At 29.8% G+C, this 26557-nt stretch carries 28 protein-coding genes, 1 tRNA gene and 1 pseudogene; 17 read left to right on the top strand and 13 right to left on the bottom strand.

Annotated elements, in window-relative coordinates:
- Positions 1-176: 176 nt before the first annotated feature.
- From ACSHW5_RS07250 to ACSHW5_RS07240, 3 genes are all read right to left on the bottom strand, one after another.
- Positions 177-1061 carry a DUF3667 domain-containing protein gene (locus tag ACSHW5_RS07250; RefSeq protein WP_435675448.1) on the bottom strand — a complete coding sequence of 295 codons (885 nt, stop codon included), beginning with the start codon at positions 1059-1061 and terminating at the stop codon, positions 177-179.
- A 158-nt stretch (positions 1062-1219) separates the two neighbouring features.
- Positions 1220-1606 (bottom strand): Co2+/Mg2+ efflux protein ApaG, encoded by a 387-nt coding sequence (apaG, locus tag ACSHW5_RS07245; RefSeq protein ID WP_435675447.1) that lies wholly within the window; start codon positions 1604-1606, stop codon positions 1220-1222.
- Positions 1607-2002: 396 nt separating this feature from the next.
- On the bottom strand, positions 2003-3220 hold the full coding sequence (locus tag ACSHW5_RS07240; protein WP_435675446.1) for a DUF5103 domain-containing protein: 1218 nt from the start codon (positions 3218-3220) through the stop codon (positions 2003-2005).
- Between the two features lie 205 nt (positions 3221-3425).
- Between ACSHW5_RS07240 and ACSHW5_RS07235 the strand changes: the two genes are divergently transcribed.
- The 11 genes from ACSHW5_RS07235 (at position 3426) to ACSHW5_RS07185 (ending at position 13961) form a co-directional block, all read left to right on the top strand.
- The gene (locus ACSHW5_RS07235; RefSeq protein WP_435675445.1) at positions 3426-4775 is read left to right on the top strand and encodes a Na(+)-translocating NADH-quinone reductase subunit A; all 1350 of its coding nucleotides are present in this window, start codon (positions 3426-3428) and stop codon (positions 4773-4775) included.
- A gap of 4 nt (positions 4776-4779) precedes the next feature.
- Entirely contained in the window at positions 4780-5997 is a 1218-nt protein-coding gene (locus tag ACSHW5_RS07230) for an NADH:ubiquinone reductase (Na(+)-transporting) subunit B (protein WP_435675444.1), read from the top strand.
- 2 nt (positions 5998-5999) lie between these two features.
- On the top strand, positions 6000-6746 hold the full coding sequence (locus ACSHW5_RS07225) for a Na(+)-translocating NADH-quinone reductase subunit C (protein ID WP_435675443.1): 747 nt from the start codon (positions 6000-6002) through the stop codon (positions 6744-6746).
- 3 nt (positions 6747-6749) lie between these two features.
- Positions 6750-7397, top strand: a complete 648-nt coding sequence (locus ACSHW5_RS07220; protein WP_435675442.1) for an NADH:ubiquinone reductase (Na(+)-transporting) subunit D — start codon at positions 6750-6752, stop codon at positions 7395-7397.
- Positions 7398-7474: 77 nt separating this feature from the next.
- Positions 7475-8200 (top strand): NADH:ubiquinone reductase (Na(+)-transporting) subunit E, encoded by a 726-nt coding sequence (nqrE, locus tag ACSHW5_RS07215; RefSeq protein ID WP_435675441.1) that lies wholly within the window; start codon positions 7475-7477, stop codon positions 8198-8200.
- Between the two features lie 4 nt (positions 8201-8204).
- Positions 8205-9515: an NADH:ubiquinone reductase (Na(+)-transporting) subunit F gene (gene nqrF, locus ACSHW5_RS07210; RefSeq protein WP_435675440.1), complete on the top strand. Its 1311-nt coding sequence runs from the start codon at positions 8205-8207 to the stop codon at positions 9513-9515.
- 220 nt (positions 9516-9735) lie between these two features.
- Positions 9736-10839, top strand: a complete 1104-nt coding sequence (locus ACSHW5_RS07205) for a hypothetical protein (RefSeq protein WP_435675439.1) — start codon at positions 9736-9738, stop codon at positions 10837-10839.
- 134 nt (positions 10840-10973) lie between these two features.
- Entirely contained in the window at positions 10974-11762 is a 789-nt protein-coding gene (locus tag ACSHW5_RS07200) for a hypothetical protein (protein WP_435675438.1), read from the top strand.
- 27 nt (positions 11763-11789) lie between these two features.
- Positions 11790-12446, top strand: coding sequence for a hypothetical protein (locus ACSHW5_RS07195; RefSeq protein ID WP_435675437.1), 657 nt, complete (start codon positions 11790-11792; stop codon positions 12444-12446).
- A gap of 65 nt (positions 12447-12511) precedes the next feature.
- Entirely contained in the window at positions 12512-13228 is a 717-nt protein-coding gene (locus ACSHW5_RS07190) for a sensor histidine kinase (RefSeq protein ID WP_435675436.1), read from the top strand.
- Positions 13215-13961, top strand: a complete 747-nt coding sequence (locus ACSHW5_RS07185) for a LytR/AlgR family response regulator transcription factor (RefSeq protein WP_435675435.1) — start codon at positions 13215-13217, stop codon at positions 13959-13961. Before ACSHW5_RS07190 ends, ACSHW5_RS07185 begins: the two co-directional genes overlap by 14 nt.
- Before the next feature lie 10 nt (positions 13962-13971).
- Here ACSHW5_RS07185 and ACSHW5_RS07180 read toward each other — a convergent pair whose 3' ends face one another.
- Entirely contained in the window at positions 13972-14436 is a 465-nt protein-coding gene (locus ACSHW5_RS07180; RefSeq protein ID WP_435675434.1) for a Na(+)-translocating NADH-quinone reductase subunit F, read from the bottom strand.
- 119 nt (positions 14437-14555) lie between these two features.
- On the opposite strand from ACSHW5_RS07180, the gene ACSHW5_RS07175 reads away from it, so the two are divergent.
- The 4 genes from ACSHW5_RS07175 to ACSHW5_RS07160 all read left to right on the top strand — a co-directional run bounded on the left by ACSHW5_RS07175 (position 14556) and on the right by ACSHW5_RS07160 (position 16406).
- A complete protein-coding gene (locus tag ACSHW5_RS07175) occupies positions 14556-15353 on the top strand; it encodes an alpha/beta hydrolase (RefSeq protein ID WP_435675433.1) in 798 nt (265 codons plus the stop codon).
- Between the two features lie 52 nt (positions 15354-15405).
- Complete coding sequence (locus ACSHW5_RS07170; RefSeq protein WP_435675450.1) at positions 15406-15855, top strand: retropepsin-like aspartic protease; 450 nt, start codon at positions 15406-15408, stop codon at positions 15853-15855.
- A 20-nt stretch (positions 15856-15875) separates the two neighbouring features.
- On the top strand, positions 15876-16325 hold the full coding sequence (locus ACSHW5_RS07165; protein ID WP_435675432.1) for a GatB/YqeY domain-containing protein: 450 nt from the start codon (positions 15876-15878) through the stop codon (positions 16323-16325).
- A 7-nt stretch (positions 16326-16332) separates the two neighbouring features.
- A tRNA-Arg gene (locus ACSHW5_RS07160) sits at positions 16333-16406 on the top strand.
- A gap of 118 nt (positions 16407-16524) precedes the next feature.
- Here ACSHW5_RS07160 and ACSHW5_RS07155 read toward each other — a convergent pair.
- The gene (locus ACSHW5_RS07155; protein ID WP_435675431.1) at positions 16525-16677 is read right to left on the bottom strand and encodes an Lrp/AsnC ligand binding domain-containing protein; all 153 of its coding nucleotides are present in this window, start codon (positions 16675-16677) and stop codon (positions 16525-16527) included.
- Between the two features lie 349 nt (positions 16678-17026).
- On the opposite strand from ACSHW5_RS07155, the gene ACSHW5_RS07150 reads away from it, so the two are divergent.
- The gene (locus ACSHW5_RS07150; RefSeq protein ID WP_435675430.1) at positions 17027-17443 is read left to right on the top strand and encodes a CBS domain-containing protein; all 417 of its coding nucleotides are present in this window, start codon (positions 17027-17029) and stop codon (positions 17441-17443) included.
- A gap of 51 nt (positions 17444-17494) precedes the next feature.
- On the opposite strand, the gene ACSHW5_RS07145 is transcribed toward ACSHW5_RS07150, so the two are convergent.
- Both ACSHW5_RS07145 and rpe read right to left on the bottom strand, forming a co-directional pair.
- A complete protein-coding gene (locus ACSHW5_RS07145) occupies positions 17495-18874 on the bottom strand; it encodes an exonuclease domain-containing protein (RefSeq protein ID WP_435675429.1) in 1380 nt (459 codons plus the stop codon).
- On the bottom strand, positions 18875-19531 hold the full coding sequence (gene rpe / locus ACSHW5_RS07140) for a ribulose-phosphate 3-epimerase (RefSeq protein WP_435675428.1): 657 nt from the start codon (positions 19529-19531) through the stop codon (positions 18875-18877). It lies immediately after the preceding gene.
- A 61-nt stretch (positions 19532-19592) separates the two neighbouring features.
- Between rpe and ACSHW5_RS07135 the strand changes: the two are divergent.
- Positions 19593-19829: pseudogene (locus ACSHW5_RS07135) on the top strand (Lrp/AsnC family transcriptional regulator); the annotation flags it as partial.
- Between the two features lie 137 nt (positions 19830-19966).
- Here the strand turns inward: ACSHW5_RS07135 and ACSHW5_RS07130 are convergent.
- The 6 genes from ACSHW5_RS07130 to dtd all read right to left on the bottom strand — a co-directional run bounded on the left by ACSHW5_RS07130 (position 19967) and on the right by dtd (position 26517).
- A complete protein-coding gene (locus ACSHW5_RS07130; protein ID WP_435675427.1) occupies positions 19967-21982 on the bottom strand; it encodes a transglutaminase domain-containing protein in 2016 nt (671 codons plus the stop codon).
- Positions 21979-23895 (bottom strand): DUF3857 domain-containing protein, encoded by a 1917-nt coding sequence (locus tag ACSHW5_RS07125; protein WP_435675426.1) that lies wholly within the window; start codon positions 23893-23895, stop codon positions 21979-21981. Before ACSHW5_RS07125 ends, ACSHW5_RS07130 begins: the two co-directional genes overlap by 4 nt.
- Before the next feature lie 100 nt (positions 23896-23995).
- Positions 23996-24634: a YceI family protein gene (locus ACSHW5_RS07120; protein ID WP_435675425.1), complete on the bottom strand. Its 639-nt coding sequence runs from the start codon at positions 24632-24634 to the stop codon at positions 23996-23998.
- A 66-nt stretch (positions 24635-24700) separates the two neighbouring features.
- A complete protein-coding gene (locus ACSHW5_RS07115; RefSeq protein ID WP_435675424.1) occupies positions 24701-25414 on the bottom strand; it encodes a tRNA threonylcarbamoyladenosine dehydratase in 714 nt (237 codons plus the stop codon).
- Positions 25411-26055 carry a TatD family hydrolase gene (locus ACSHW5_RS07110; RefSeq protein WP_435675423.1) on the bottom strand — a complete coding sequence of 215 codons (645 nt, stop codon included), beginning with the start codon at positions 26053-26055 and terminating at the stop codon, positions 25411-25413. Before ACSHW5_RS07110 ends, ACSHW5_RS07115 begins: the two co-directional genes overlap by 4 nt.
- Positions 26056-26064: 9 nt before the next feature.
- Positions 26065-26517, bottom strand: a complete 453-nt coding sequence (dtd, locus tag ACSHW5_RS07105) for a D-aminoacyl-tRNA deacylase (protein WP_435675422.1) — start codon at positions 26515-26517, stop codon at positions 26065-26067.
- Positions 26518-26557 lie beyond the last annotated feature (40 nt).

Here is a 26557-nt window from a genome sequence, read left to right as displayed (position 1 = left end):
ACCTAAAAAACCTTCTATAAAAATACCCAATATGTTACCGAGTATTGCGATTGATTAGCTCGAACTCACGTTATTTAGATTTACTACCTTCTAAAATAAAGCAAAAGAAATGAAACCAACAATAATTATACCCATTGTAGAAATTAAAAAATAGGCACCATTAAGTAGTATAAATTTTAAAAAAGTTTTAAAAAAGTTTTAAAATATCCTTGCTGATAAAAAGTACGCAATGCAATAAATAGATAGATTAAAAACAAGATTGTAAAAATCCATAATTGCGGATTTATATTAAATAATACAAGTAAAAAGTAGATAGAAAGCAGCATAAAAAATACTGTTTGTGAATGAAACACAAATATTAAATGATCTACATAGGTGTATTTTCTTCTGATATAAAATAGTTTTAGAAATAAAGTAAAGAACGGAAGAAACACAAACAATGCTATTGACCCATAAGAAAGTAGCTGGTTTACAAATTGCTCTTGACTATCAGCTTCCCCAAGTAAAGAATTTATTTTCCCAGCCCTATCATACAAAAACCGATTAAAAAATGTTTTTTCTTGCGCTAAACTATCCAAAGCATCATCTATATTTATTTTTGGATGTTTTTTTTGAAACTTTAAATAATTGTCTATTTTTAAACCATTAAAATCAATATTATTTTTACTAATAGTTTTGGTACTGTCTTTTGCTTGTTCAGCAACTTTTTCTACAATTTCTTTTCTTTTGATAGAATCTACAGGAAACCAAGAGTTTTTTAAATCTTCATTTACAGCATTTTTTAACGAATCTATATCAATCTCTTTTCCTATTTGTTTTGTGTCATTAAAAGAAAGATCACTAGTATTATTTTTTGCACTACCGTTTTTGAGAGCATTAAATTTATCGATACTTTTTGAAACTCCTAAAATTAAAAAGAACAGAATGGAAACTGTTAAATAAAAACGAAAAGGGTTAGAATATCGTTGTCTTTTACCCGCTACATACTCTTTAGAGACTTTGCCTGGTTTAAATAAAAGTGTAGTAATAGTGTTCCAAAACTTTGCTTCAAAATTGAACAAACCACTAAAAAGTTCTTGAATAAAATTTACAAAGGTTATTCTATTTCCTTTATTGGCTTGACCACAATCTGGGCAAAACTTTTCTTGACCACTAAAAGGATGTCCACAATTAAGACATGCTGGGTCTTTAATAATAGCTGCTTTTTTTTCGGTTATTTTTAGTTTAATATCGTTTGATTTGAAAGTTGAAAAGTAGGAATTATCACTTTAAATTGAGTAAAGTTTTCTATATCTATCATGGTGTAAAAACCTTTCATTGCACCCATATTAGATTCTAAAAAACAACCAGAACTATAGGTATACACGTCTTGTGGTTTTAAAACAGGAGTTTGACCAACTACGCCTTCTCCACTCACAATTTCTGATCTATTTAATGAATCAAAAATATTCCAATATCTATCTGTTAATTTTACTGTTTTAGTAGAAGTATTTTCAATGGTAATAACATACACAAAAATATGATAGTTTTTGTTATTTCTATAACTAGAACCATTGTATTTAGTTTTCACAGAAATTTTTATCCCTTTTGTTATTTGTTGCACCATAATAGAGTAAATATAGTTTTTTTTGTTTAGAACTACAATTGATTTTTTTTCATCTTTTATACTTTCTGTTGATAATAGAAAAAAATGATTATTTTTTTCCGATATATATAAAAACGAAGGTTGCCAAATACAAAATAAATGCTCTTATCATCTATTTTGTAGGGTTCATAAAAAAATATTTTTTCTTTTTTGTTGAATAAAAATTTCAGAAAATACTAAAAACCCAGAAATGCTGGCCAAAAGAACAAGAATAATATATCCTATGAAAACTTTAAAAGTAATTTTCTTTTTTAAAGACGGCATAAATATCTGTGAAATTGAGATTTTACAAAGATGTTACGTTAAAAAAACACATAAAAATACAACACCTGTTTTAATGGTTGTATACTAGTTTATTTATTCATTCTGATTAAAAAAACCTGTTCCTACGCCAACAACTCGCTCATAAAACGCTCCAAAAGGTTTATAATATACCAAAACGGTATATTCATTTTCGGTTTCATAAAAAGTACCATTAACTTCATTTGTATTTACAACACCTCTTCTATCTACCGTTGCGTATGTATAATTATAAAAACCTTGCTTTAGTAAAAAGTTTCCTTTGTAAGTCTTTTCTGCTGCATGATACACCATTTTATGAGCCTCCATTACCTCAAAATTACTAAAAGCACCATACACATACACTTCTTTTTCCGCAAAAGGTTCATCTACCGAAAGAGAAAAATGCATCATGGCATAATCTGCTTCTGTTGTTGCTTCTGACGCCTCTAAAGTTCTAATTACAAATTGTCCGTTTACATCCGGATTGTACATATATTTTTTATACGGATTAAAAGTAAAAGGATAAATAAAATGATGATACACTTCTCTTTTATCTACCTGAATAATATTTAAACTATTTGTTCTTATATATTTTGAATCAAAATTTAAGTATTCATTACCTCCCCAAAAATTGGTTTTATTTGTATGCGAATACACCAATTGATTGGGTTTAAAAAAAGTGGGTTGCAACTCTGTTATTTTTTCGTTCCAATTATTATTTTTTAATACAACTACTTTTATTTCTTGACCAGGATTGTTAATTTTTAACGTTGGATGATTTACAAAAAACTGAACAGTTTGTTGGGTATTTAATGTTTTTGTATCTCTACTTCTTGCCACAGAAACCCCCACGGTTGTTTGGTTTTCATACAATACAAACCTTCTTGTAAAAACCACCTCTTCATCTTCATTTAAAACCGATAAAAGATAATTACCACTTTTAGTAATTACGGTATTTGTATTGGGAATTTGCACGGAATAATGCGTATAACTTTGTAATGTATTAAATGAGTTTGTAGCGTTATTAATATAATTTTGCTCAAAACCATTTATATATTGACTGGCTAACAATCGGCTAGATTTCCAATTATGCGTTTTGTGCTCAATCTTATATTGATATTCTTTACTATCAGCCTCTAAATCATCAAAAGACAATTCTAAAACAATGCCCAAAGGAACAATTGAAGAGAAGTTGTTTTCTTGCAAAGGTCTTAACTGAATAGACTTTATGTTCTGAGAAAATAAGCTTAAACAGAAAAAGATAAAAAAAGGAATTAGTAGTTTCTTATACATATTACAAAAATAGTGTTCATTTGGTTTAATTATCAAAATTAAAGCCAAAACTTATAACTACAACGTTTTCATTTAATTTTATTATTTAGAATAATTATAAATAAGATTGTTTAACAAAGATAAAAGTTAAAATATTTCCATCATAAATAGCAAAAAGCCTAAATTTGCTTGATTTTTTTAAGATAACTAACAATTCCAAATTACTATGTCAAAAGACATTCGTATTAAAAAAGGCTTAGACATTAAGCTTGTTGGCGGCGCAGAAAAAACCACTAAAAGTAGTACTTTAAGTAGTATTTATGCCGTAAAGCCAGAAGATTTTCACGGAATTATACCAAAACTTGTAGCCAAGGAAGGAGCAGAAGTTAAAGCGGGAGAAGTACTTTTTTATTCAAAAAGTGACGAACGTATTTTATTTCCAAGTCCGGTTTCTGGTAAAGTGGTTGAGGTAATTCGTGGAGCAAGAAGAAAAGTATTAGCAGTTAAAATTTCTGCGGATTCAACTCAAGTGCATAAAGATTTTGGTACTAAAGATGCGGCAAAAATGTCTGCGGAAGAAGTTAAGAATCATTTGTTTGCTTCTGGTTGTTGGCCATTTGTAAAACAACGTCCGTATGATGTTGTTGCAAATCCAAACCAAGCACCAAAAGCTATTTTTGTTTCTGCCTACGCAAGTGCACCTTTAGCTGCAGATTTAGATTTTACTTTAGCTGGTAAAGAAGCCGAATTGCAAGCTGCAATTACCGCGGTTTCTAAACTAACAGCAGGTAAAGTTCATGTATCTGTAGGATCCAATTCTAATTCGCCTTTATCAAAAATTAATGGAGTAGAATTGCATAAGGTTTCTGGGCCACATCCTTCAGGGAATGTGAGTACTCAAATTGCCAGCATAGACCCTCTTAATAAAGGAGAAGTTGTTTGGGTAATTACACCACAAGATTTAGTTATTATTGGTGAATTACTTTTAACAGGTAAGTTTAATGCAACAAGAACCATTGCTTTAACCGGTTCTAAATTTAGCAAGCCACAATATGTAACTGCTCTTGCAGGAGCAACTATTGCAGATATAACGGCTAAAAATTTAGAAAATGATAATACAAGAATTATCAGTGGAAACGTACTTTCTGGAAAGCAAGTAAAAGAAACTGATTTCTTAGGATATTATGACAACCAAATAACGGCAATTCCGGAAGGAGATGATTACGAATTTTTTGGATGGACAAAGCCTGTTTTTAATAAAGTATCTACATCTAGAGCGTTAACTTTTTCTTGGTTAACACCTAAGAAAAAATACAATTTAAACACAAACACCAACGGAGAACACAGAGCATTTGTTGTTACGGGTTCTTACGAAAATGTTTTTCCTTTAGATATTTATCCAATGCAATTGTTAAAAGCATGTATGTATAAAGATTTAGATGAAATGGAAGCTTTGGGAGGTTACGAAGTAGCTCCAGAAGATTTTGCACTAACAGAATTTATTTGTGTATCTAAACAACCTCACCAGAAAATAATACGTGAAGGTTTAGATTTAATGAGAGAAGAATTAGGATAAGATTATGGGCTTAAAACAAAATTTACATAATTTAAAAGAGAAATATAAAGGTACTAAAATGGCACCTGCGTTTAACGCAATCCATACCTTTTTATATTTACCAAATGATGTTACTCACGGAGGAACTCATATAAAAGCAGCAGACGATTTAAAGCGTACCATGAACACGGTAATTATGGCTTTAGTTCCTTGTTTGATTTTTGGAATGTTTAATGCAGGTTTTCAACATTACGCAGCTATAGATAGCTCTTTAAGAGCAGATGTATTAGCTAACTTTTTTACGTTTGATAACCTTTGGATTGGAATTATAAAAGTATTACCCTTAGTAATTATTTCTTACGGAGTTGGTTTAGGAGTAGAATTTATTTTTGCTATTATAAAAGGTCATGAAGTAGAAGAAGGGTACTTAGTAACGGGTATGTTAGTGCCATTAATTGTACCAATTGATACACCTTTATGGATGTTAGCAGTTGCCGTAGTTTTTGGTGTAGTAATTGGTAAAGAAGTTTTTGGTGGTACAGGAATGAACATCTTAAACCCAGCGTTAACTATTAGAGCATTCTTATTCTTTGCATATCCAACGTGGATGTCTGGAGATAAAGTTTGGGTGCATGGCGCAGATCCTCGTATGGGAATGTTAGGTACTGAAAATATACCAGATGCAATTTCTGGGGAAACTATTCTTGGTAGTTATGCTCAAAACAGCGAAGTAATTTATTCTACTTGGGATAAATTTGCAGGTTTTATACCAGGTTCTGTAGGAGAAACATCAACATTGTTAATTCTATTAGGGGCAGCTTTCTTAATTTTTACAAAAATAGGAAGTTGGAGAATTATTGTTTCTACCTTTTTAGGAGCAGCGGTAATGGGCTTCATATTTAACCAAATTGTAGCAGCAGATATTATTACAGAATCTAGCAAGTTTTATGGCTTAATGAACACCGTTTGGTATGAGCATTTAATTATTGGTGGTTTAGCATTTGGAGCCGTTTTTATGGCAACAGATCCTGTAACAGCAGCACAAACAAATAAAGGGAAATGGATTTACGGTTTCTTAGCAGGATTTATTGCCATTATGATTCGTGTATTTAACCCAGCATATCCAGAAGGGGTAATGTTAGCTATTTTGTTAATGAATGTTTTTGCACCTACAATAGACCATTATGTGGTTCAAGGAAACGTGAAAAAAAGATTAAAACGTACTAAAGTTAAAACTGCCTAATTATGAGTAAGAGAACAGATAGTAATTCATATACAATAATTTTTGCCGTAATTATGGTGTTAATTGTTGGTTCTATATTGGCTTTTTTAGCATCGTCTTTAAAGCCTAATATCGACGAAAATAAGAGAATAGAAAAGCAACAAAACATTTTGTATGCAATGGGTGTAAATGAAAACGATGAATCTAGTGCAACTTTTGTTTCTACAAATGTTGCCGGTACAGAGTTTACAAAATACATCAAAAAACAAATTATTATTCAAGGTGATAAAATTACCGAAGATGATAATGCATATTTAATTGATGTTAAAAAACAACAAACTTTAGCAAAAGAAGGTAAACAAAGAAAATTACCATTATTTGTTGGTGAAAAAGATGGGGTAACATTTTACGTTGCTCCTATAAGAGGAAAAGGTCTTTGGGATGCAATTTGGGGATATGTTGCCATGGATGAAAATATGATTGTACAAGGAGCATATTTTGATCATAAAGGTGAAACTCCTGGTTTAGGAGCAAACATTAAACAACGCTATTTTATGGACGATTTTATTGGTGAACATTTATTGTCTGAAACTGGAAATTTCGAAGGAATTACAGTTGCCAAAGGTAATAACGATCCTAAAAATGATGACAAAACAGATTATGAAGTAGATGCAATTGCTGGAGCAACAATTACCGGTGATGGCGTTTCTGCCATGATAAAATCTGATTTAGCATTGTATGTGCCTTATTTTAAAACTTTAAAAAAATAAATTATGGGTTTACTTTCAAAAAAAGACGCAGCCTTAATTACAGATCCGTTACTAGACAATAACCCAATTACAATTCAAGTATTAGGTATTTGTTCTGCTTTAGCAATTACAGCAGAATTAAAAGCTTCTATTGTAATGGCTATTTCGGTAATGTTTGTATTAGGTTTAGGAAACGTAGTTATCTCTTTAATGAGAAACATTATACCATCAAAAATTAGAATTATTGTACAACTTATTGTAGTTGCTACTTTAGTAATTATTGTAGATTTAGTACTAAAAGCATTTGCTTATGAACTAAGTAAAACACTTTCTGTTTTTGTGGGGTTAATTATTACAAACTGTATTATTATGGGACGTTTTGAGGCCTTTGCTTTGGGTAACGGACCATGGAGATCTTTCTTAGACGGAATAGGTAATGCAGTTGGTTATGGTGTTATATTAATAGCCGTAGGATTCTTTAGAGAATTATTAGGTTCTGGTACATTATTAGGATTTAAAGTTTTAGGAGATCCTATTGAAAAAACAGGATTGTACTCTATAGGATATGAAAATAACGGATTTATGTTATTATCTCCAATGGCATTAATTGTAGTTGGTATTATTATCTGGATACAACGTACTAAGAATAAATCATTAATAGAAGAGAATTAAAAACCAATTATTAGTGTTCATTTATCAATAAACAATACATTGAAAACTGATTACTGATAACTGTTAATTGAAAACATATGGAACATATAGAATTATTTTTCAAATCGATATTTATAGACAACATGGTATTTGCAACCTTCTTAGGAATGTGTTCTTACCTTGCTGTATCTAAAAAAGTATCTACTGCCGTTGGTTTAGGTGCTGCTGTAATTTTTGTATTAGCAGTAACTGTACCTTTAAATTGGTTGTTAGATCAATACATTTTACAACCAGGAGCTTTAAAATGGTTAGGAGCAGAATATGCAGAATACGACTTAAGTTTCTTATCATTTATCATGTTTATTGCAACCATTGCAACCATGGTACAATTGGTAGAAATTATTGTTGAAAAATTCTCACCTTCATTATACAATTCATTAGGTATTTTCTTACCGTTAATTGCAGTAAACTGTGCTATTTTAGGTGGAAGTTTATTTATGCAATCTCGTGAAATTCCTACGTTAGGTTTGTCATTTACCTATGGTGTTGGATCTGGAATTGGATGGTTTTTAGCAATTTTAGCCATTGCCGCAATTCGTGAAAAAATTAGATATTCAAATGTACCTCCTGCCTTAAGAGGTTTAGGAATTACGTTTATCATAACAGGATTAATGGCAATTGGTTTTATGAGCTTTGGAGGTATGTTAACTGGTGGTGATGAGAAGAAAGAAGAAAAACCAGTTGTAGAGGCTAAAGTTAAAAAAGAAGAAGTAAAAACAGCAACAAAAGAAATTGTAGCTGAAAACACAATTATAAACCAATAGAAGCATGATATTAGCAGCAGGTACAACAGGAACCATAATTGCAACGGTAGTGGCTTTTTTAATATTAACATTGGTATTAGTAGCATTGTTATTATTTGTAAAACAAAAATTATCTCCTTCTGGCCCGGTAACAATTACCATAAACGGAGAAAAGAAAATAGAAGTGGGTTCTGGAAGCACACTTTTAACAACATTAGGAAACGAGAAAATATTTTTACCATCTGCTTGTGGCGGTGGTGGATCTTGTGTTCAGTGTGAGTGTCATGTAAATTCTGGTGGTGGTGAAGCATTACCAACAGAAACACCTCACTTTACAAAAAAGGAGTTAAAATCAGGAATTCGTTTAGCATGTCAAGTAAAAGTAAAACAAGACATGGATATTTCTATCCCTGAAGAAATCTTCGGAATTAAGAAATGGGATGCTGTGGTTGTAAGAAATTATAACGTAGCTACATTTATTAAAGAATTTGTTGTTGAGATTCCTCAAGATATGGGATACAAAGCAGGTGGGTATATTCAAATTGAAATTCCAGCTTGTGAAGTAAACTATTCTGATATGGACATTACTGCACATCCAGAAGAACACGATACTCCAGATAAGTTTGAGGCAGAATGGGACAAGTTTAACTTAAGACCATTGGTAATGAAAAATACAGAAACTATAGAAAGAGCATATTCTATGGCTTCTTATCCTGCAGAAGGAAGAGAAATTATGTTAAATGTACGTATTGCTACACCTCCTTTTGATAGAGCAAAAGGTGGCTGGATGGATGTAAATCCGGGTATTGCATCTTCATACATTTTTAATCTAAAGAAAGGAGATAAATGTGTAATTTCTGGTCCTTATGGAGAATTCTTTATCAATGAATCTGATGCAGAAATGTTATATGTTGGTGGTGGAGCAGGAATGGCGCCAATGCGTTCTCACTTATATCACTTATTCAGAACATTAAAGACTGGTAGAAAAGTTACTTATTGGTATGGAGGACGTTCTAAAGCAGAATTATTTTATATAGAACACTTTAGAGCTTTAGAAAAAGATTTTCCAAACTTTAAATTTTATATCGCTTTATCAGATCCAACAGAAGCAGATAATTGGACAAAGAAAAAAGATATTAGCGATGAAGCTGGAGATGGTTTTGTAGGTTTTATTCACAACTGTGTAATTGAAAACTACTTAAATCACCATGATGCACCAGAGGACTTAGAATTGTATTTCTGTGGACCACCATTAATGAACAACGCTGTTCAAAAAATGGGTGAAGATTTTGGTCTTTCTGACGAAAATATCCGTTTTGATGATTTTGGAGGTTAAACTTCAAATGTATATAAATTTAAAACCGACACATTTTGTGTCGGTTTTTTTTTGCTAAAAACTTTCTTGTCGTGAAATCTACCGTTTATAGATTGTAAGCAGCATGCAATAAATTTGCTGTTTTAGTTTACGCTTTCTATTTAGATATTTACTTTAAATAAAAGGTGAATACCGAAAAACCAAAACTTAAATAGAGTAGGTAAAACTAAAATGCTAAAAAATGAAAAAGGAAGAAAGTACTTGTAAAAAGATTAAAGAAGAATTAAATAATTTCTATTCAGAATTAAATGATGAAAAAGTGAATAACTTAAATCATTGTAGTGAATGTAAAATTGAAGAACCTAATATCTTAAAAATAAACTCGCCTTATGATGCAGTTCTAATTAATACAGCTCAAGATGGTAAGGGCGGTTTTATTCCTATAGGTGGTGGCAGAGATTTAAATTGGGAAGCTGGTATTGGAAATACGAAAGGTCCTAATAGTGTTAAAAACTGGATTCCAGCTTATGTTGCAAAAGACTCGGCCTGGACAAATAGTATTTACTCAAATGCAAACTGGATTTCTTATTATGCAAATACGCAACAACAAAAATCAAAAGAGGAGGGATACTTTAGGTTGAAATTTAATTTAAATAGCTCAATAGATCCACATCATTTTTTCTTGGATATGAAATTTTTTGCTGATAACTCTGTACATGAAATTTATATAAATGGTAAACCGCAAAGTATTCATTCACCAACAATCTTGCCACAAAACGGATCTAATCCTTATGGACATAGAGGTTTTGATGCAGGAAAGGAAGTAGAAATTAAATTAGCGAATGATTGGCAAAAATGTTTAAATGAGATTATTGTTCATGTTAAAACAGGTAGCCCTAAGGTTGGTTTTTTAGCTCAAAACTCTAGTAAATGTTATGAAATAGAACCACCTAATTATAAACCATCTTTAAACATAAAATGGGGAGATAGTGATTGTGATTGTATTGAATCTACCGATACAGAAAAAATGATTATAACGGTTTGTAACCCATTTTCTAATATTAGTTTTTCTAATTACTCTATTGGCACTATAGAAGTATTTCATCAAGATGGAAAAAAAATAGCATTACTGCCTAACGGAAACCCTTCTATAGAAGTAATACCTAAAGGAGCATTCTGTTTTGGTACCATAGAACCTTGTAGTTGTGTTTCTAGAGAGTTTGTGCTCATAAACAACGGAGCAAAACAAGGTAAGTATAGGTTTAAAATAGCTGGTATTTGTTACAATGTAGAACTTCATTATGATTTAGAAGATTGTTTAGAATTTAGTATTTGTAAAGATTAAAAAGCTCATGAAAAAGGCAATGGAGATCGCATCAAAGTTGCCTTTCATTTATATTCAACAAAAAGAGATTTTTTAAAACAATACTATTTTACCCATTAATAAACATTTAATCATTAACTTTAAAAACAAAAAAAATGAAAACAACAAGAACATTACTGTTAATAACGATCGTGTTATTAACTATACTTCTATTTAAAACATGTAATAAAGAAGAAAGTTGCAACCATAGCGTTCTAAATGAAAACGAGGTTATTGCAAATTACAAAAACTCTAGACATACCATTAATATAGGTCAAGTAGCAGATTTATTTGATAATTATAAAGATCGATTTATTCCAATTATTAAACAGATGCAGGATAATATTGATACTAATAATGGTATATTACAAAGAGATCATTATTTACCAACGGAATACTCATTAATGCCTTTGCAAAAATTAAAAGATTATATTAACTTTATAGAAGTGTTGCAGCAGAAAAACCCAGAGCAAATAATTTCAGGAATAGCGATTAGTTTTGGTGCTTATAACTTAACCGATTCTCTAAACATAGAAAAAGAAAGTACTGGTAAGAGAAAAGAGTCTATACTTAACGATCCATTAAAAATAGGAGATTATAGAGGGCGTTTAACAACTTTTATGACTCCAACTTATTATTCAGAAAAAAACACTGGTTATGATGCAGATAATCATATTCCATTTTATATAATTCCTAATGATAATTCTGATGTGTTTAAAGGAGAATATAGATCTTTATACAAATATCTTGATTCTATTAAGGGCTATGCTTCTAATAATAACAAAATAGAAAAAGAAATATCTAAAGCAAGTTTCTTACCCACTTTTAATGCTGCTAATGCAAAAATTACAATACAAAGTGTTTCTAGCAATGAGTTAACAGATATGCCTCCAAGACAACCCTAGTTCATCTATAAATTAAAGTAAAAAAAAATGGAAATAATACAATTATACGTAATAAACAGTTATGTTTACATACAGTTATTACCTGTAATAATAGGTTTTTGGGCATGGAAGTATTTAGAAAAACCATACCGATTATTTGTAATAGTATTGTTGTATTCCGCATTAAATGAAATGTTTAAAATATACTATGGTACGTATATTGTTAAAGGTCAAAACAGAATTCTAACAAATCTATATAATATCATTTATTTTAGCTTTCTGTTTTGGCTTTTTTGTAAAAAAGTGAATAATAATGTTTTAAAAAAAATAATTAGTATTATAGTTTCTTTATATTTTATAAGTATAGTTTACGAATTATTTTATCAAGGAATAGATTACCATAATCAAACCCAAGTTATACCCTACATTATAGGTGGATTTGGTATTATGGTTTGTGTCTTTTACTATTTTGTTAGTCTTTTAAACTCTAAAGAAATTATTAGTATTCACAGAAATCTATTGTTTTGGATTGCCATAGCGCATTTTATTTATTATCTTGGTTTTACCCCATTTAAAATAGGTGAAAACTATTATGCATCTTTTGATAAATATTACTATTTATTTAATGTGAAAGTGCCTATTACGTTTTTAAAATGTATCATTCTAAGTATTGGTTTCGTATGCAGTCGCCAGAAAATTCAATAATAATACTCTTTATATTTATCCTAATAACACTTGGTGTTTTTTTGGTGCTACTTTTTGTTATTTTTTTGAAACGGAAAAACAGGCTAGTACAAGACAACCTAGAAAACGCTTTAAAAAACCAGCAACAGCAACATGAGTTAGAATTAAAAGCATTGAGAGGGCAAATGAATCCTCATTTTGTGCATAATTCTTTAAATGCTATTCAATATTATATTCAACAGAATGATGTTGAAACATCAGAAAATTATCTAGCAAAATTCTCAAAATTGATGCGTCAATTTTTTGATTATTCAAGAAGAAAAAGCATTAGTTTAAGCGAAGAAATTAGCCTTTTAGAAAACTACCTTCAAATAGAGAAACTACGTTTCGAAGAAAAATTAGATTATGAAATAAAAGTAGATGCTAAATTAGATATAGAAGAAGAATACATGCCACCAATGATTTTACAGCCTTTAGTAGAAAATGCTATAAATCATGGATTGTTTCATAAACAGGGAAACGGAAAAATATGTGTACAATTTATATTTATTAATAATACTAGTTTTAAAGTAGCAGTAATAGACAATGGTATAGGTTTAGAAAAGGCAAAAAAATTAAACAATTCTATTAAAAATAAAAATTCATCGCATTCTTCTGCAGTTTTATCAGAACGACTTCATTTTTTAAATGAAAGTAGCCATTGGAATGTAACTTATAAAATTATTGATCGTTCTGTACAACCAGGTAAAACAGGTACAGAAGTATCTTTACTATTTAATCAGAAAAATAATGACAACCATTAAAACCATTCTTATAGATGATGAACGCAAAGCATTGGCTATTCTAAAAAATAAAATAGAAAGACTATGCCCTAATATAGAAGTTATTGCGGAGACGCAAAGCCCTAAAGATGCCATAGAGTTGATAAATAGTTTACAACCTCAATTAATTTTTTTAGATATTTCTATGCCAGAAATAAATGGGTTCGATTTATTAAAAAAGTTTGACAAACCAAATTTCGAAATTATTTTTGCTACTGCTTTTGATACTTATGCTATAGAAGCTATAAAGCATTGTGCCATTGGTTATCTTGTAAAACCAATAGATAATAATGATTTGGTGGCAGCTGTAAACAATGCTGCTAAGAATATTGAAGAGAAAACTGCTTTACAAAAAAACCAGTTGCTTATAGAAAATCTAGGTGTACAAACTTTTCAAATGAAAAAAATGGTAATTCCATCTACAGAAGGGTTAGAGTTTGTGAAAATTGCAAACATTATTCATTGTGAAGGTATAGATGGGTACACAAAAATTCATTTTACCACTCATAAACCCATATTAAGTTCACAAAGCATTGGTCATTTTAATAAACTGTTAAAAAATCAAGATTTTTATTTAGTACATAAATCGCATTTAATCAATTTAGAACATATCGAAAAATATTTAAATGAAGGTTATGTATTACTGAGTGCAAACCACAAAGTACCTGTATCTAGAAACAGACGACAAGAATTTTTAAATAATTTAAAGGGTTAAGTTAACTAAGTTATAATGCTAAAAAAGATTGAACATGATATACAGGCTCACCATTTTCTTGTTCAAATAGTTTAGAAAAATCCAATACATTTGGCAGATTGTCTAATTGGCATAATAATTCAATAACTGCAACCAATCCATCAAACAAAACCTCCTTACTTCTAGGGTTTTGAGGTTTTTGATTGTAATGACACAAAGGCGTTTTAAAGCCACAAGCTTCTAAAAACACTTTTTCTATCTGTAAGATTTCATTTGGAGAATATCCGTTAAATTTTCTTCCTAAATTTTGATGAACTCTGCCTACATAATTCAATTGTAATGAACCATGCTGATCTGAAAGGTGCTTCCAACTATCTAAATTATCCAAAATATTTCCAACAGCACAAGCCGTACAATCTTCAGGATTTAGTCTATTATTATGATAAGCATTGTACAATTTTACCAATGCATTTTCTAATCGTTTTGTAGTTTGCATATTGTATCAATTTATAAAACACTTAAAAATAGTGAATTATTAAAAAAGAATCAAGTTTATGAATCTTAATAGGTGTTTTTTTTTATAAATCAGTAGTTTCGTACAACGAATAGTATACAATGAATTGGACTCTCTACTTACTAATTATTACAACTATTGTTGTTACCGCTTGTTTGTTCCTGTATTTTTTTCAGGAAAAATTTATTTTTTTAAAAGGTGATACACTAAATAAAAATTATCAGTATCATTTTTCAAACAAGTTTGAAGAGGTATTCATAAAAACAGATGGTGTAAATGAAATTAATGCGCTTCATTTTAAATTACCAAACCCAAAAGGTATCATTTTATTTTGCCATGGAAATAAAGGAAATTTAACAAAATGGGGCCATAGAGTTTCCTACCTCTTAGAATACAATTATGAAGTGCTTGTTTTCGATTATAGAAATTATGGAAAAAGTACAGGGAATTATCACGAAAAAAAAATGTATGCTGATGTCTTAGCAGTTTATAATCACTTAAAAAAGACTTTTAAAGAAGATAATATGGTAGTTTATGGATATTCTATTGGTGCAACTTTTGCAACTAGAATAGCCGCTACTAACCATCCAAAAGAACTCATTTTAGAAGCACCTTTTTATAATTTTAAAAAAGCAGTGCAATATTACGCTAAACTTGCTCCCACATTTTTGTTGAAATATCAATTTAAAACAAATAAAGATATTACAAAAGTAAAGGCTCCTATTACAATTTTTCACGGTACACATGATAATACCACTTCTTGCAAACAATCTAAAGCATTGTTATTACTAAATACATCAACTAAGAACAAACACATTCAACTTCATAAGGGAACACATCATAATCTTAGAGAATTTCGTATTTATAAAGAAAAATTAAAAGAAATTTTAGAACGATAGTATTCTTTGAATTTTATAAATTGTATTTTTGAATTCTAGAATACACAACTTCATGCAGCGTTTACAGAAAATTTTAAAGAAGAAGAAATACATTAGAATAAAATTAAAAAAAATTGCCACCAATCATTTAGAATTAAAAGCAACTATTAATGGTGTAAAAGGACGTTTTATTTTAGATACCGGAGCCTCTAACTCTTGTGTAGGATTAGATATGATTACTTATTTTAATCTGGATGCAGAAGAAAGTGAAACCAAAGCTGCAGGAGCGGGTGCTACAAATATGGAAACAAAAAAATCTGAAAATAATTCATTAAAAATTGGTGATTGGAAAACTAAAAAATGTCATTTGGTTTTATTCAACCTCACGCATGTAAATACGGCTTTAACGCAACACAAGGCTAAAGAAGTACATGGTATTATTGGAGCAGATATTTTACAAAAAGGAAAAGCATTTATAGATTACAATAAAAATGTTTTATACCTAAAAAAAACAAAGAAATAATTAATTTAAATTAAGATACAATGAGTTTGCAAAAACAAGTAATGGATAAAATGAAAGAAGCAATGAAGGCAAAAGATACTGTTGCTTTACAAGCTTTAAGAGCAGTTAAATCTGCCTTTTTATTAGCAAAAACAGAAACAGGTGTTCAAGCTGAAATTACAGAAGAGCAAGAAATTAAGATTATTCAGAAGCAAGTAAAACAAAGAAAAGATAGTGCAGCTATTTTTATAAAACAAAATAGACAAGATTTAGCAGATCCGGAATTGGCAGAAGTTGCTATTTTAGAACAATTTTTACCTGCTGCTTTATCAGAACAAGAAATAGAAACAGTAGTTATTGCTACCATTGCTAAATTAGGTGCTTCCGGAATGCAAGACATGGGTAAAGTAATGGGAATTGTTTCTAAAGAATTAGCTGGAAAAGCAGACGGAAAAACAATTTCTACTTTGGTTAAGAAAAACTTAGTATAAAAATATTGGCTGCGTAGTTCAACTGGATAGAATATCAGATTTCGGCTCTGAGGGTTGGGGGTTCGAATCCCTTCGCGGTCACTAATTTTAATAAAAAAACAGAAGTTTATCTTCTGTTTTTTTTTGTACATATTTCTGTTGAAGTAATGACTAAATAAACAATTCAGAAAAACGATTACACTCTTACAATAAGCTACTATTATATATAATTCTCTGTAGTAGTACATATTTCTTTTAAAACAAAATCTACTTTTCCTCCCATTTGATAACATTCTTGAACTTCTTTAAGTTCTCTTATCTGTCTATCAAACGTATCTATAAAACCTTCATTATGATAACGCAAAGAAACCATACAAATAGCTGTAACCGGTCTGTTTATTAACTTTTTATCTAAAAGTGCTACATACTTTTTTATGTATAACCGTTATTTGCCATCACTGTAATATTTGCAATGACTAACCTATCAAATATTTTCTCACCAAAGTATCTTCAATTGAGCTTATATACAAATTCGTTTAAGTACAATTGAATATTTTTCTTTTTAATTTTATGATATGTACCTACAAAATTATTGTTATGTACTCAAAAAATTGAAAATGTTTTGATACTTTAAGTGAAAAAAAATAATTACTGATATAAATCATCTTTTAAAACCACATTTTTACTGAAATTTGCTATTCAGATTATAAAAGCAATAGAAAATGAGAAGAGACGAACCCATATCAAAAATAATGGCAACTAATTTAGTTACATTAAATGTTAATGACGATTTAGTATCAGCAGAAAAACTATTTTTTAAACACAAAATAAAACACATTCCGGTTGTACAAGATAAAGAAATTATAGGAATGTTAAGTTATTCAGACATTGAAAGAATTAGCCATTCAGATATAAATGAAGATAAAACTGGTATAAAAAGTGTTGTGAATAACACCTTTACATTAGAGCAAGTAATGGCTAAAAATGTAATGGCTGTTGCGCCTTATACAACTATAAAAGAAGTAGCAGAATTACTTACAACTAAAGGCTTTCATGCCTTACCTGTAATTGAAGATTCTGAATTAGTAGGAATTGTTACAACAAGAGATTTAGTAAAATATTTAGTAGCACAATTATAGTGGTTAAGTGTGCTTAGTTAGTTAGTAAGGAGGTCTTTTTTAGGCCTCTTTTTAAGGCACAACACCTTCAATATTATTAGTGTTTTGCTTCTTTAAATACGCGGCAATTATACGTTGCACATCTCTATTGTCTTTTTTAGGTTCTACAAAAAACTGGTAATCTTCTGGGTTTTCTAATTGCGCTGATTGATGAATATCTACATAACCAAAACCTTGATAAATACCATCTAAAATTAGTGCAAAACCAACCTCTTTTTCTGTTCTTCCTTTTTCTTTGATTACTAAATTTTCTGCGCCAATACCAACAGATTTTATTGCTTTTTTTACACGAATATTATAATCTTCAACGGTTTCTTTATCGGAACAAATACCTCTACATTCTTTTAGTTGAAAATGAAAACAACTAGAAACATTTGTTTGTAAATGACAATATTTAGGACACAATTCAAACTCTTTGCAAAGTGTTTCTAAATGATTTCTTGCTTCTGCTACAGAGTAATATTTCATCATTGGGTTTGGCACCAACTTTAACCTATTGTACGCCAAATGAATAATTCCTTTTTGGTCTTCATAAGAAAATAAACCAATAGCTTCTCCTGCCCTTCTTTGTGCTCTATTAAACTTTGGGTACACCTGTTTTATTTCTGCAGATTCATGTAAAAGAGCCAACAATTCGCTACCTGTTTTTGTAAAAGAAATATCAGCAGTTTCCATACACATGGTTTGCTCTTTTTTCTTTTTGTCATAAAAATGACTAATAACGCGCTGTTTTATGTTGTTTGCTTTACCAACATAAATAATTTCTTTTTCTATATTTTTAAAGTAATAAACACCAAAGGTTTCTGGTAAATTATCAACTACTTTTTTATCTAAAAGTGGCGGTAAAGTGGCTTGTCTAGACTTCGGATTTAAAAAAGAATTAATCGTAAAATTATTATCTCTTTCTAACAATCTTCTAAACAATTCTGTAGTGGCTTCTGCATCTCCTTTTGCTCTGTGCCTACCAACAATTGGAATATTCTCAGTAGTACAAATATTGCCCAAACTATAAGAACTTAAACCCGGAATAATTTTTCTTGATAAACGAACGGTACAGAGCTTTTTTCGTTTAAAATCAAAACCTAAATGCTTAAATTCTTCTTGAATAATATTATAATCAAAGTTGACATTATGCGCTACAAAAATGGTGTCTTTTGTTATTTCTGCTACCTTTTTTGCGATTTCGTAAAATTTAGGTGCATTTCTAACCATGGCATTTGTAATACCGGTAAGATTGGTAATAAAAGCAGGAATATTTTGTTCCGGATTTACCAAAGAAGTAAACTCATTCACTACTTCTTTTCCATCAAAAACAAAAATGGATATTTCGGTTATTTTAGAACCTTTATATCCATTTCCTGTGGTTTCTATGTCTACAACTGTATATAACAATTACGCTATAATATTTTTTAAATCTGCAATAGTTGCCGTTGGATCTTCTGAACCAAAAACATAACTACCGGCAACAAGTACATTTGCTCCAGCTTCAATTAATGCATTTGCATTCTGATCTGTTACACCACCATCAATTTCTATCTGACATTCAGATGCTGTAAAATCAATTAAATGTCTTAATTGACTTACTTTTTTGTACGTATTTTCTATAAAAGACTGTCCGCCAAAACCAGGATTTACACTCATAATACATACCAAATCTAAATCTGCAATAATATCTTCTAAAACCGCAATTGGCGTGTGCGGATTTAAAGCAACTCCTGCTTTCATTCCTGCTGCTTTTATTCCCTGAATTGTTCTATGTAAATGCGTACAAGCTTCATAATGCACCGTTAAAACATTTGCTCCTAAATCTGCAAAAGTTTGAATGTATTGATCTGGATTTACAATCATTAAATGTACATCTATTGTTTTAGTTGCGTGTTTAGCAATCGCTTTTAAAACAGGCATTCCAAAAGAAATGTTGGGTACAAAAACACCGTCCATAATATCAATATGAAACCAATCTGCTTCGCTATTGTTTACCATTTCTACGTCTCTTTGTAAGTTAGCAAAATCTGCTGCTAAAATTGAAGGTGCAATTAAATTACTCATTTAGTTAATTTATTATTTTTTGCAAAGATAATTAATTCATATTCCGATGATTGATAAAAAACAAAAGAAGTCATTATTTTTAAAAAACTTTGCAATGCTAGTTTACATATTAGAAGTAGTATCTGAATGTTTTCATGTTAGTAGCGATTATGATTATATCTTAAAAATTTACGTAAAAGATATGGATGAATACAGAGATTTTATGGTAACCAAATTAACTGCCATAAAATATATTGGCAGTACACACAGTACTTTTGCTATTGAAGAAGTTAAAAATACAACTGCAATAAATCTATAATGCTATGTTTCTTTAAATTTTGCAGATTACCATTTATTTCTTTAATTATTTCTAAAATTTATCTGTTGTTTTTACAGATCAAATAAATGCTAAAAAACTATAATTTTATTTAAAAACACCACAACACAAATTGAACATTATATTTTTACAAACACAATTTTCTCAGTTTGTTTTTTTACTGTTTGTCCATAAAATTCTTTTAACGCGTTATAATATTGTGGAGCAATAATAGCTTGGTTAAATTGCAAAATGCTTATCACAGTAATTTTACCACCAACTTGAGAAGTTTGAAATTTAAAAACCCCTAAATTTTCTGGCAAACCAATAGCCAAGGTTTCTGGTAAATTCTCAATTTTATATCCCTCAGGAATTTTTATTGTTATTCTATCTTTATTTCTAAAAGGAGTGTCAAATTCTACAGGAAATTGTCTGTTATCTAACTTAAAAGGATTCGTTTTTTCTGATAAAAACACTAAAGGGTTGATATAAATTTTACCATTAATTTCTTCTATTAAATCTTCACTTGTAAACTTAATAGTTCTGCTAATAGATTTCGCTAAATTTGTTGCTCCCGTTAGTTTATAGTTTTCTATTTCTATGAAAAGCTTTTCTTCTAAATTGGTAATTATTTTTTCTTCTTTTAAGTGGTTGTTATCTTTTCTATACTCTAAAGCTTTACTATTGGTAAGCTTTGTTCTTATTAATCCCTCAACCAATAATTCTTCAGTAATATTTACCACTACATTGTTATTTACTTCACCTAATTTAGAATTTGTTAAAGACACCCAAGAAGAATTTCCTTCTTTTGTTACCTTTCTTCCATTCCAATTTAAAGCTCTAAAAGGCAAAATATTAGGTAAACTATACGGTTCTGAAGCATCTAAAAGGGCGTAATTTCCATCAGGAAATTCTACCATTGCTATTACATAATTTAAACCGTCTAATGTAGGAAATAACGGAACTCCATTTGCTCTTGTACTACTAATAACAGGGTTTGCTTCTAAACCTGCAAAACGCAACATAGAAGTTAGCATTAAGTTAATATCTGCCACATTTCCTGTGCCTTCTTTGTAGGCTTTTCTTACACCTTGGTCTGCATATTTACTGTAATAACCATTCCATTTCACCTTTTCTTTTACCAATTGAAAAATTGCCACAATTTTTTCTGAATCTGTTGTTGTATTTTCTAAAATTGCGGTTAAATCGTCTTTGTAATAGCTGCTTTTATTTATTTGTCCTCCAAAATTATCAGACTTAAATACTTGTTTACTTACGTCTTCCCAAGTTGTAGAAAAATACTTTGTTGTACTACCAACAAAATCTATGGAAGACAACTCATATTTCATACCTCCTCTATGGTTTTTTATATTAAACACAAAAGGTTCATCATCTTTTAAACCAGGAATATTTTTACCTTGATAGGTAGAATAATCAACTCTATAATTAATTTTGTTAGTTTGATTCACAGTTCTAGTACCACTCCCACGATCTACTCTGTATTTATCTGTATAAGAAAAACTCCTACTTTTGGTAGTTTTTAAAGGTGTAATAAAATAATACCCTTTAGCAGCTAATTTAAATTTATAATATTCTGGTATTTCTACTTTATATTCTAAATTCTTTACAGGAATATCAAATTGAAACTCTAAATCATCTATATACCTGTAATACGGAGAAATTATTCTGTAACTTACATCTATTACGCAACCTTCTTTAATATTTGGAAATGCAATTTTTTTCCGACTTTTAAATTTGTTTATTTTTTCATCAAAAATGCTCTTTTTTGATAATTTTTCTTTGGATATATTTTTTCCTTCTAAATTGAACGTATAACCTTTTAAAGATGTTATTTTTTCATCCTTTCCACTATCTGGTTTATAATAAACAATACTCTGCGTTGCTTTTTCAAAACCTTCTTTTGTATATACTTTAATTCTGTTATGTACTTCCGTAATTACATCAAACCAACCAGAACTTGAGTTATATTCATAATAAGTTCTTCTACTTCTATGCAAATAAGCAGCATCTGCTGTAGAATCTAATGGATAAAACTTTTCTTGAATTTCTTCTTTTGATACTTTTCCAAATTTATAGTCTTGGGCAATTAATGAAATCTGACTTAACAATAATACTAGGGTAACAATTTTTTTCATACTTTTTTCTTGATAATAGCAATTCTTAAATTTTCATATTTGGCAATACTTCTTCTAAAGTTTCTGTAAAGGTTATAATCTTCTTTTGTATAAACGCCTTCTTTAATTAGTAAGGTTTTTTCATACCTAAAAGTAGTGTCGTTTATTTTTGTAAAACTGATTTTATAATTTCCAAATTTTGTAGAAATCTCTTTCTCTTTGGGTAACATATCAAGTACATACGCTTCTGGAATTTTAATTTCAAAAGCATCTACATCTTTATAACCTCTGCCTATTTTTAAAGGAAGTTTTCTAGTTCTATATCTTTTAGGCACAAAACTATTTCTATTAAAAACATTTACTCTAAAAAGAAATTCGCTATCATTAATAGTGGCATAATTATTTATTTCAGCTTTAATATCTTCTGTAAAAACAATATTTTCTTTATCATTATGTAAAGAAACGTCTTCAATTTCTAAATTGTTGTTATAACTCCAAACATCAGATTTGTAATTTTTAACAAGCTCTTCTTGGGTATAATTTTCAATTCTAAACTTATCTTCATACTGCAACCCTTTAGAAACTCTTTGTAAACTGGCTTTTAGATTTCCGTTGATATCAAATTGAATAACGCCTTTGGTAGTTTGTACATTGGTTTCGTTTTTATAGGAAGTTGTTCTTTTAATAACGCCTCCTTCTGGCGTTACAACCAACACATTTCTATCATCAGTAAAATCACCTAAAAAACCAAATGGTTTTATTTGACTTGTACATTCTAACCAAATATCATTACCATTATTTGGGATGTTTAAAATTGCATGATTTCCTTGAAAAGAAGCAAATTCTTTATCAATATTTCTTTTTTGTTTTGCGTACACTAACGTATAATAAGATGTAACGCCAACAACATCTAGCAAGGCTTTGGTATAATTAGTTAAGCCTTTACAATCTCCATAACCTACTTTATCTACTTCATTAGCAGCAATTGGTTCCCAACCGCCAATACCAACTTGTACGCTTATATAGCGTGTTTTATTTTGCATAAATTGATACACAATTTTTGCTTTTTCAATGGGGTTTTCTACGCCTTTTACTAAGTTTTTAATAGTACTGATGGTGGTCTCATCTAATACATCTCTACCGTGCAATAAAAAATCGTGTTCCCATTTTCCAAATTCTTTCCAATTAGAAGCTGTTCCTTTTACTCCTTTTAAAGTAAAATTATTAATGGCTACTTTTAAAAAAGGCATAAATTCTATAGAAGGAATGGAAAGTGCTTCTGGCTTTATTGCAGCCTGATTTTCGAAAACATACTGCAAGTTTTTATTGCTAGAAATATCTTTCACTCCAAACTCTTTAAAGTTGAGTTTTTTGGTTCTTATTTCTATTTCCTTCGGATTATGTAATATATAAGTACTTTTTTGCACGCCAACATAATATCCTTTGGTAGGAAACCAACCAGGAATAAAACCCGTTGAAGACGTTTTATATTCAGATTCAAAAACAAGTGTATAAGGATAAGAAACAGGCGTATAATCTACATATTTTATTCTAGCGTCTGAATACAAAGTACCACCACTAACGGCGCTAACATCTAAAAAATCTCCTTCTCTGTACTTTTTTATTTTTTTACCAGAAGCATCATAAATAATTGCCGAAAGATTGGTAACTTTAGTATCATTATCATAACTTTCTGATATTCTAGCATCTACATTACCAAGTTTATTTAAAACAGTAACTACCTCTCTTCTATTCACTACCATTTTATCTACATCTTCTATAGTAATTTCAATGGAATTATTTCTAACAATTGCGTTGGCATTTTCTGTTAATTCCGGTGGAATTAAGAATGCCGAGTAGTCTTCTTTTTGACCAAAAGTTGAGATTATTGAAAATAAAGAAACAAAAATAGTATGGTAAATAAACTTTTTCATGCAGGGATTCTATAGCACACCAAAGTTAAATAAAAAGATAAGAAAAAAGGCTAAAAACTTAAGTTTTTAGCCTCTAAAATTGAATTTGAATTAATCTAATTTACGCCTTTGTTTTTACAACAAAAGAAATTTCCATTAGGTCGTTTATAAACTTGTCTTTTAAAGCAGCATCTAATTTTTTAGATTTATAGGTAACTCCAAAATCTGTTCTGTCTACATTAAAAGTTTCACTTGTAAAGGTAGTAACACCATTTTCTGTTGCTATGGTTGCCGGAATTGTAATGCTTTTTGTTTCACCTCTAAGCGTTAAGTTCCCTGTAACCTGCAATTTATTTTCTACGTTCTCTACCTTTGTAATTACAAAACTAGACGTTGCAAAATTAGCCACATCAAAAAAGTCTGCTGAAGCTAAATGACCAATTAATTTACCGTTTCCTTTTTCATCAGCTGGTATGTCTAATACTTTTATAGAAGCCATATCTATTACAAAACTACCTCCTGTTAAGGCGCCTTCCTTTATTATTAAAGAACTTTCTTTTAACTGAATAGTTCCATTGTGTGTGCCTGTTGGTTTAGATCCTTTCCAAGAAATTACAGAATTTGCAAGGTCTACATTATTTAAAGCAACAACTTCTGCTACCTTTACTTCTTCCTTTACTTCTACTTTTTCCTGTTTTCCTGTCTTACAAGCTGTAAATACTGAAGCAAAAACTACTAATAATACTATTACTTTTTTCATATAATTTGTCTTTTTAAGATTGTGACTGCAAATATACATCGTTTTATTTCCCTTGGAAAATAAAAATTACTTTTTTATCAAATAATTAACAACATGTGCCGCCGCTTGCAACCCAAAAGCCGCTGGCATATAACTAATAGTGCCATAATATGACTTTTTAAAATTGGTACCATCTGTAACTTTTACACTTTTAGTAATTTGAACTTCATCAGAAAAAACAGCTTTTACACCTTTATCTACCTTGCGCTCTTTTAATCTTTTACGCAAAACTCTTGCCATGGTACAGTTTTTAGTTTTGCCAATATCTTTCACTTTTATTTTGGTAGCATCTAACTTACCTCCTGCGCCCATTGAAGAAATAATTTTAACTTTTTTTCTTCTAGCGGCAACAATTAAATTTACTTTTGGCGTAATACTGTCTATACAATCTATTACATAATCGAACTCTTTAGTTACAATCTCAAAGGCTCTTTCTGGTGATAAAAATTCTTCTAAAACGGTTAGGTTAATCTCAGCATTAATGTCTTTTAATCTTGCTGCTAACACTTGAGCCTTAGATTTCCCAATTGTTGAATCTAACGCCGTTAATTGTCTATTTTTATTAGTTTCGTCAAAAACATCACCATCTACTAATGTTATATTTTGAACACCAGCTCTTGCAATAAACTCTGCAGCATAAGAACCTACTCCGCCCAAACCAACAATTAAAACATTGGCTTTTACTAATTTTTCTAACCCCTCTTTCTGTACTAATAATTCTGTACGTTCTAACCAATTCATATTTTAAAAATCTTCTTAAAATTTGTACTTATTGTTTCTTTTATTTCTGATAAATTTTCCCCTTTTACAACCGCTAATTTTTGATAAATCTCTTGAATACTGAATTCAGAAGTATCTGTTTCTAGTACAATTGAGCTTATTGGAAGTTCACAAATAACTTCTTGTAATTTTTTATTGTTGATGATTGCCGCTCCAAAAGACAACATAAATCCGTTTTTAATAAGACTTTTTGCTACTTGTGCATTTTTATGAAAACCATGAAGTATCCAAACCTGTGTAGGTTTCATCTCTTTTCTAAATTCAATAATTTCCTGAAAAGCTTTTACACAATGAATAATAATTGGTTTCTTATATTTTTCTGAAAGTAAAATATGTTTTTTAAAAACACTTTTTTGAATTTCGAATTCTATTTCTGACAATTTATCCAAACCACATTCACCTAAAGCAACGCAATTTTTATGCATTAATTTTTCTTCAACCAATAAAAGCGCATCTTTTATTTCATTTTCAACAATAAACCAAGGATGAATCCCTATTGAAAAAGGTGTTGAAAAATTGATGGAATTAGGATATGTATTTACTATTGAAAATACATTTTCTTTTAAAGAAATTGTATGCGTGTGCGTGTCAAAATACAACATCAAAAAAAATTATTCTTTATTTTTTGAATCGATAATTATAGTAACCGGTCCGTCGTTTAGTAATGCAACTTTCATGTCTGCGCCAAATTCACCTGTTTGTACTTTTTTACCCAATTCTTTTTCTAAATTTTGTACAAAATTTTTATACAAAGGAATTGCAATAGTTGGTTTTGCCGCTTTTATATAACTTGGTCTGTTTCCTTTTTTTGTAGATGCTTGTAAGGTAAACTGACTTACTACAATTACTTCTCCATCAATGTCTATTAGTGATGAATTCATTACTCCGTTTTCATCATTAAAAATTCTAAGATTTGCTACTTTTCTAACCAGCCAATTTATATCTTCTTGCGTATCATCATCAACAATACCTAACAAAATTAAAAGTCCGCTTTTTATGGCTGCAACTTGCATGTTATCAATGCGAACACTTGCATGGGCAACTCTTTGAATTACTACTTTCATGGGTTTAAATCTCTAAAAGGAATTTTAATTTTTTTCGATA

It is taken from the genome of Polaribacter sp. (assembly GCF_051251875.1).
Taxonomy (GTDB): domain Bacteria; phylum Bacteroidota; class Bacteroidia; order Flavobacteriales; family Flavobacteriaceae; genus Polaribacter.
The sequence above is the reverse complement of the archived record's forward strand: the minus strand, read 5'-3'. Positions and strand labels throughout refer to the sequence as shown.

Bases quoted from the DNA above. Each gene is read 5' to 3' on its own strand.
- dtd (WP_435675422.1), bottom strand. From the start codon at position 26,517: ATGAAAGTAGTAATTCAAAGAGTTGCCCATGCAAGTGTTCGCATTGAT.
- ACSHW5_RS07155 (WP_435675431.1), bottom strand. From the start codon at position 16,677: ATGGTTTCTTTGCGTTATCATAATGAAGGTTTTATAGATACGTTTGAT.
- nqrE (WP_435675441.1), top strand. From the start codon at position 7,475: ATGGAACATATAGAATTATTTTTCAAATCGATATTTATAGACAACATG.
- ACSHW5_RS07205 (WP_435675439.1), top strand. From the start codon at position 9,736: ATGAAAAAGGAAGAAAGTACTTGTAAAAAGATTAAAGAAGAATTAAAT.
- ACSHW5_RS07200 (WP_435675438.1), top strand. From the start codon at position 10,974: ATGAAAACAACAAGAACATTACTGTTAATAACGATCGTGTTATTAACT.
- ACSHW5_RS07125 (WP_435675426.1), bottom strand. From the start codon at position 23,895: ATGAAAAAGTTTATTTACCATACTATTTTTGTTTCTTTATTTTCAATA.
- ACSHW5_RS07220 (WP_435675442.1), top strand. From the start codon at position 6,750: ATGGGTTTACTTTCAAAAAAAGACGCAGCCTTAATTACAGATCCGTTA.
- ACSHW5_RS07110 (WP_435675423.1), bottom strand. From the start codon at position 26,055: ATGTTGTATTTTGACACGCACACGCATACAATTTCTTTAAAAGAAAAT.
- ACSHW5_RS07130 (WP_435675427.1), bottom strand. From the start codon at position 21,982: ATGAAAAAAATTGTTACCCTAGTATTATTGTTAAGTCAGATTTCATTA.
- ACSHW5_RS07120 (WP_435675425.1), bottom strand. From the start codon at position 24,634: ATGAAAAAAGTAATAGTATTATTAGTAGTTTTTGCTTCAGTATTTACA.
- ACSHW5_RS07230 (WP_435675444.1), top strand. From the start codon at position 4,780: ATGGGCTTAAAACAAAATTTACATAATTTAAAAGAGAAATATAAAGGT.
- ACSHW5_RS07115 (WP_435675424.1), bottom strand. From the start codon at position 25,414: ATGAATTGGTTAGAACGTACAGAATTATTAGTACAGAAAGAGGGGTTA.
- ACSHW5_RS07175 (WP_435675433.1), top strand. From the start codon at position 14,556: ATGAATTGGACTCTCTACTTACTAATTATTACAACTATTGTTGTTACC.
- apaG (WP_435675447.1), bottom strand. From the start codon at position 1,606: ATGGTGCAACAAATAACAAAAGGGATAAAAATTTCTGTGAAAACTAAA.
- ACSHW5_RS07195 (WP_435675437.1), top strand. From the start codon at position 11,790: ATGGAAATAATACAATTATACGTAATAAACAGTTATGTTTACATACAG.
- ACSHW5_RS07225 (WP_435675443.1), top strand. From the start codon at position 6,000: ATGAGTAAGAGAACAGATAGTAATTCATATACAATAATTTTTGCCGTA.
- ACSHW5_RS07170 (WP_435675450.1), top strand. From the start codon at position 15,406: ATGCAGCGTTTACAGAAAATTTTAAAGAAGAAGAAATACATTAGAATA.
- ACSHW5_RS07235 (WP_435675445.1), top strand. From the start codon at position 3,426: ATGTCAAAAGACATTCGTATTAAAAAAGGCTTAGACATTAAGCTTGTT.
- ACSHW5_RS07165 (WP_435675432.1), top strand. From the start codon at position 15,876: ATGAGTTTGCAAAAACAAGTAATGGATAAAATGAAAGAAGCAATGAAG.
- ACSHW5_RS07185 (WP_435675435.1), top strand. From the start codon at position 13,215: ATGACAACCATTAAAACCATTCTTATAGATGATGAACGCAAAGCATTG.
- ACSHW5_RS07150 (WP_435675430.1), top strand. From the start codon at position 17,027: ATGAGAAGAGACGAACCCATATCAAAAATAATGGCAACTAATTTAGTT.
- ACSHW5_RS07240 (WP_435675446.1), bottom strand. From the start codon at position 3,220: ATGTATAAGAAACTACTAATTCCTTTTTTTATCTTTTTCTGTTTAAGC.
- ACSHW5_RS07180 (WP_435675434.1), bottom strand. From the start codon at position 14,436: ATGCAAACTACAAAACGATTAGAAAATGCATTGGTAAAATTGTACAAT.
- nqrF (WP_435675440.1), top strand. From the start codon at position 8,205: ATGATATTAGCAGCAGGTACAACAGGAACCATAATTGCAACGGTAGTG.
- rpe (WP_435675428.1), bottom strand. From the start codon at position 19,531: ATGAGTAATTTAATTGCACCTTCAATTTTAGCAGCAGATTTTGCTAAC.